This is a genomic window from Intrasporangium chromatireducens Q5-1 (assembly GCF_000576575.1).
Lineage (GTDB): Bacteria > Actinomycetota > Actinomycetes > Actinomycetales > Dermatophilaceae > Intrasporangium_A > Intrasporangium_A chromatireducens.
The window spans coordinates 1-4,883 of the sequence record NZ_AWQS01000265.1; the positions used below are offsets into that span (position 1 = coordinate 1).

Consider the following 4,883-nt stretch of genomic DNA (forward strand, 5'->3'; position numbering starts at 1 on the left):
TCGACTTCCGCTACCACCTCGTCTCCATCATCTCGATCTTCCTCGCCCTCGCCGTCGGCATCGTCCTCGGCGCAGGCCCGCTCCAGTCCAACATCGGCAGCACGCTCGGTGACCAGGTCGTCTCCTTGCGCAACGAGAAGCAGGACCTCAACACCAAGCTGACCCAGAGCCAGGAGCAGCTGGCGGCGGCGGACGAGTACGAGACCGCGATCACTCCACTCCTCGTCTCGGGCCGCCTCACCGGCCACGGCGTCGTGCTCGTCGTCCTGCCCTCGGCGGAGAGCAAGCTCGTCGACACGACGACGACGGCGATCGCCGACTCCGGCGCCAAGGTCCGCGGCACCGTGACCCTCTCGCCCGACTGGTTCGACCCGAGCAAGGCCACCGAGCGGGCCACTGCCGCGAGCGCTGCCGCGGCCGAGCTGGGGGCAACGACGAGCGCGACCGGCGACGAGCTGCTCCGCGAGGTGCTCGCGCGCCTCGCCGTGAGCGAGATGCCCGTCGACCCGACCCCTAACCGGACCAAGGCGCTCGCCGCCCTCTCCGACGCCGGCCTCATCGACAGCAGCGTGCCCGAGCTCGCACCGGGAGACATCGCAGTCGTCGTCTCTGGCGACTACTCCGGCACGCAGGAGGCTGTGGACAGCAAGACCAAGGCCGTCGTGGCCCTCGCACAGCGGTTGCAGGCGGGATCGCGCGCCACCGTCGTGATCGGCGGCGCGCCGGTGCAGGCGGCGGGTCAGCCCGTCACGACCGACGCCGTGAGTGCCGTCCGGTCCGACGCACGGGCGAGCACCACCATCTCGACGGTCGACCACGCCCGGGAGGGTCGCGGCCCAGCCGTCGTCGTTCTTGCCATCGAGGCGCAGCTGGCCCATCACGTCGGGCACTACGGCACGGCCTCCGACGCGAAGGCGATCATGCCGCAGGTCGGGCAGTGACCCGCCGGCCGCTCGTCTCGAGGACGGGCTCCACGGCACCCCCGAGGACGCGCGCCGCGCGTACCTCCGCGCGCACCGCCGGAGCCCTCCTGGCCGCCGGGGCTGCGTCCGTAGCCGCGATGCGCCTGTCCGCACGGCTGCCCGAGCCGTGGCGGCGCCCGTGGGCCCGGACGAACCATGCAGGTGCGCCGGTCACGCTCCTCGAGGGGCCGGTCTGGGTCGTCGGCGCGCTCGCCGGGCTGGTCGTGACGCAGCCGGGCGCCCGTGGACGTGCCGGTGCCCTCGCCGTCGCGGCGGCCGGCCTCGGCCTGCTCGACGACCTGGCCGGCTCGGGGACGAGCAAGGGCCTGCGCGGACACCTGACGGCGCTGCGCCGCGGCGAGGTCACGACCGGCGCCATCAAGCTGCTCGGCCTCGGTGCCACCGGCCTGGCGACGGCCCTCGCCGTCGACGCCCGAGGCGGGCGCGCCGGCGGTGCTCGCCTGAGCGAACGGCTCCTGAGCACGCTTTTCGGGGGCGGGGTCGTCGCCGGCACCGCGAACCTCGTCAACCTGCTCGACCTGCGGCCGGGACGGGCACTCAAGTCTGTCGTCGCGCTCGCGGCACCGCTGGCGCTGGGCAGCCCGGCCGCCGCCGCTGCCGTCGGGGCGTCGCTCGGGGTCGCTGCCGACGACCTCGATGCCCGCTCGATGCTCGGTGACACCGGTGCCAACGCAGCGGGGGCGCTCGTCGGCCTGGCGGTCGTCGAGCGCTGTGGTCCCGTCGGCCGGGCAGGGGCCCTGGCCGTCCTCACGGCCCTCACCCTCGCCTCGGAGCGAGTCAGCTTCTCGGCAGTCATCGACCGACACGTCGTGCTGCGCCGCATCGACCAGTGGGGGCGCCCCGCCCCGGTCCAGGCGGCCCCGGTCCAGTCGGCGACCGGCTCACGGCCCACTAGGGACCCCTCGCCGTGAGTCGCGAGGGCGCGACGGGTGCCGGGCGCAGCATCGCCGTGGCCGCCGGCTCGATCGCCGCCATCACCATCGTGGCGAGGCTCGTCGGCTTCGGGCGGTGGTTCGCCTTCTCCCACTCCGTCGGCGCCACCTGTGTCGGCACCGTCTACCAGAGCGTCAACGCGGTCCCCAACGTCCTCTACGAGGTCGCCGCCGGAGGCGTGCTCGCGGCCGTCGTCGTCCCGCTCGTCTCTGCTGCGCTCGGCCGGGACGAGCCACACCGGGCCGACCGGACCGCCTCCGCGTTGCTGACGTGGGCGCTGGCGGTGCTCGTCCCGCTCGCCCTCGTTGTCATCGTCGCTGCGGGACCCATCGCCCGGCTGCTCCTGCCCACCGACGGGTGTGCCGGAGCGCTCGGGCTCGGCACCGACCTGCTGCGGCTGTTCGCGATCCAGGTGCCGCTCTACGGGGTCGGCATCGTCCTGGCCGGGGTGCTCCAGTCGCACCGGCGCTTCGTCGGGGCGGCCCTCGCACCGCTCCTGTCCAGCATCGTCGTGATCGTCACCTATGTCGTCTATCGCGCGCTCGTGCCCGACCCCGCGGCCGCCATTGCAGCGGTCCCGGACGGTGCGGTCCTCGTGCTCGGCCTCGGAACGACTCTCGGGGTCGTCGCGCTGAGCGTCCCGCTGCTCGTTCCCCTGCGCCGTGCGGGAGTGCGGCTCCGACCGACGCTGCGCTTCCCGGACACGGCCTCCGCCCGCGTGCGCCGGCTCGCCGTGGCCGGACTGCTCGCGCTCGCCGGGCAGCAGCTGGCGACGCTGGTCGTGATCCGGCTGGCCAACGACAGGGGCGGCCCGGGGACCCTGAACGTGTTCACCTACGTGCAGGCCGTCTCCCTGCTCCCGTATGCCGTCCTCGCCGTCCCGCTTGCGACCGCGGCCTTCCCGACGCTCGCCGGTCAGGATGCCGCCGAGCCCTCCGGCGGCGAACGCACCGGGGAGTGCGTGGACGAACCGCGCGCCGCCGCGTTCCTGGAGGGGCAGTCCGCTGTCGGGGTCGAGCCCCTGGACCGGACACCCGCCGCGGCGCCCGTGGACCGAGAGTCTGCCGTCGCCGTCGGGGCCGGCGGCTCCCCGTCCGCCAGCGACGCTGCAGCCCGCACGCTGCGGGGAGCGTGGCTGGGCACCCTGCTCGCTGGGCTCTACGGAGTGGCCCTGCTCATCGCCGTCGCGCAACCCGTCGGCGCGTTCTTCAGCGCCCTCGACGCGGGGCGCGGCGCAGGCTCCGGTGCCGAGGCACTGGCGGCCATCCCGGGCACCCTCGTGGCGTTCGCACCCGGGATCGTCGGGCTCGGCGCGACCGGGCTGCTGACCCGGGCGCTCTACGTGCGTGGGCACGCCCGGACCGCCGGTGCCGTCGCCGGGGCCGGCTGGCTCGTCACCCTCGCCGTGCCACTGGCCGTGCTCACCGGCGCTCCCGGGCCGGGGCCGACCCTGCTCGCCATCGGGATCGGCTCGAGCCTGGGGCTGGTCGGGGCTGCGCTCGTGCTGACCGTCCTCGCGGCCCGTGCCTGGGGCGCCCATGCCCTGCGTCCACCGGCCCGGCCCCTCGCGGCAGCGCTGCTGGGTGGCGGCGCTGCCGCAGTCGGCGGATGGTGGCTCGGCTCGACGTGGCGGCCGACCGCCCTGCCGGGGGCAGCGCTCGCGACGGTCGTGGCCGGCCTGCTGGCGACCCTGCTCTTCGTCGCGCTGAGCGGTACGGCGGACCGCAGCGTCGTGCGACGGCTGCTGCGCCGCAGGGTCGCCGAGTCGACGGCTGACCCGACGGCCGAGTCGGCGGCTGACCCCATGGCCGAGTCGACCGCTGACCCGACGGCCGAGTCGGCGGCCAACGCGACGGCTGACGCGAAGGCCGAGTCCACGGCCGACCAAAACGCCGACCCAAACGCCGACTCGAGGATGAAGCCGACGTGACGGGCGACGTGACGTCTGAACCGAGGTTCGCCGAGGGAGATGGGACCACATGAGGATCCTCCAGCTGCTCGGGCGGTCCACCGGCGGCATCGGCAGCCACGTCGGCAGGCTCCGGGACGACCTGCGGGCGCTGGGCCACGAGGTCGTCCTCGTGACGGACGGCTCGACCGCGGACCACTTCGGCTGGAGCGACGCCGAGCGGCTCTGGCCCTTCGGCTCCGCACGGGCACTGGTGCGGGCCCCCCTGACGTGGCACCTGGTCATGCGCCGTGCCTCGACGGTCGACGTGGTCCACGCCCACGGCCAGCAGGCCGCCATCGTGGCGGCGGTGGCCGTCCTGCGCGCCAGGCCGCGGCCGCGCCTCGTCGTCACGCTGCACAACGAACTTCCGAGCCACGGGCTGGGGGCGCGCCTGGTCCGTTGGGCCCTGCGCCGCGCCGACCTCGTCACGGGGGCCAGCGAGGACCTCGTCGGGCTCGCCCGGCGCCTCGGTGCCCGGCGGATAGACCTCTCCACGGTGACCTCCCCCCGCCTCGCGGCCCTCCTCGCGGCGCCCAACCCCGGAGTCGATGAACCAGCGCAGCCCGTGGGACACGGCAATACATCGAACCGGGGGAGTCGCTCCGGGCTGCTCGAGTCCGCGGGCATCGACGCGGCCGCCGAGCGGCCACTGGTCCTCACGGTCTCGCGGGTCGCGCCCCAGAAGGACCTGGACACCCTCGTCGCGGCCGCCGCGATCGCGACCGAGCCGGCCAGCTGGGTCGTCGTGGGAGGGGGCGACGCGCAGCTGCGCCGTCGGCTCGAGAGCGAGCTGAGCGGCATACCGCTGACGTTCGTGGGGGAGCGCAGCGATGTCGAGGAGTGGCTGCGCGCCGCCACCCTCCTCGTCCTGACGAGCCGGTGGGAGGCGCGTGCCCTCGTCGTCCAGGAGGCCATGGCGGCGGGTGTTCCCGTCGTCGTGCCGAGGGTCGGCGGCCTGCCCGGGCTCGTCGGCGACGCCGGGGTCCTCGTCCCGCCGGGCGACCCAGCGGCGACCG

General features: G+C 75.0%; 4 protein-coding genes. All 4 read left to right on the forward strand.

What is annotated here, in order from left to right:
- On the forward strand, positions 1–941 hold a 941-nt coding region (locus N864_RS19200), incomplete at its 5' end, for a copper transporter (protein WP_155893020.1).
- Positions 942–1,060: 119 nt separating this feature from the next.
- A complete protein-coding gene (locus tag N864_RS19205) occupies positions 1,061–1,894 on the forward strand; it encodes a hypothetical protein (protein ID WP_051518814.1) in 834 nt (277 codons plus the stop codon).
- On the forward strand, positions 1,891–3,846 hold the full coding sequence (gene murJ, locus N864_RS19210) for a murein biosynthesis integral membrane protein MurJ (RefSeq protein WP_051518815.1): 1,956 nt from the start codon (positions 1,891–1,893) through the stop codon (positions 3,844–3,846). Before N864_RS19205 ends, murJ begins: the two co-directional genes overlap by 4 nt.
- 49 nt (positions 3,847–3,895) lie before the next feature.
- On the forward strand, positions 3,896–4,883 hold a 988-nt coding region (locus N864_RS19215; RefSeq protein WP_034721040.1), incomplete at its 3' end, for a glycosyltransferase family 4 protein.

What these genes read in the sequence shown, in the direction of transcription:
- N864_RS19205 (WP_051518814.1), top strand. Translation starts at nt 1,061, where the DNA reads ATGCGCCTGTCCGCACGGCTGCCCGAGCCGTGGCGGCGCCCGTGGGCC.